The organism is Cytobacillus oceanisediminis 2691 (assembly GCF_007678455.1).
GTDB classification, from domain to species: Bacteria; Bacillota; Bacilli; order Bacillales; family Cytobacillaceae; genus Mesobacillus; species Mesobacillus oceanisediminis_A.
Genome location: NZ_VEEP01000096.1, coordinates 1 through 321, shown reverse-complemented (window position 1 = coordinate 321; position 321 = coordinate 1). Strand labels below are relative to the sequence as shown.

1 pseudogene is annotated in these 321 nt (G+C 43.3%); it reads right to left on the bottom strand.

From position 1 onward, the window contains the following. Nucleotides 1-305, bottom strand: a pseudogene (locus tag FS736_RS25555) (uracil permease); the annotation flags it as partial. Between the last annotated feature and the right edge of the window lie 16 nt (nt 306-321).

Genomic DNA, 321 nt, shown 5'->3' with positions numbered 1-321 from the left:
TTGGTTAACACAAGGTGATGGCGAATGTGTTGAGATAGAGTTAGGATTGGGAGTGGTACGATGAGAAGGAGAAGTTTCAAGGTGATGGTTATATCATAATGTAGAAAGGGGAAGATGAAATGTGGGATTTCAAATAGTTTTGGTGCTTTTAGAGCGGTGAAGTGTAGAATGCCAATGGAGAGGGAATATAGATATCGGAGTAGGATTGGGGGTAAGATGGGAAGGATGGTCAGGATTGGTTTTGCATAAATGGAGAAGAGGATTGTTGGGGGAAGGGTCAGAAGTGGAGGAGAGAAGTGGATCAAGGCGTACTGATTCGTT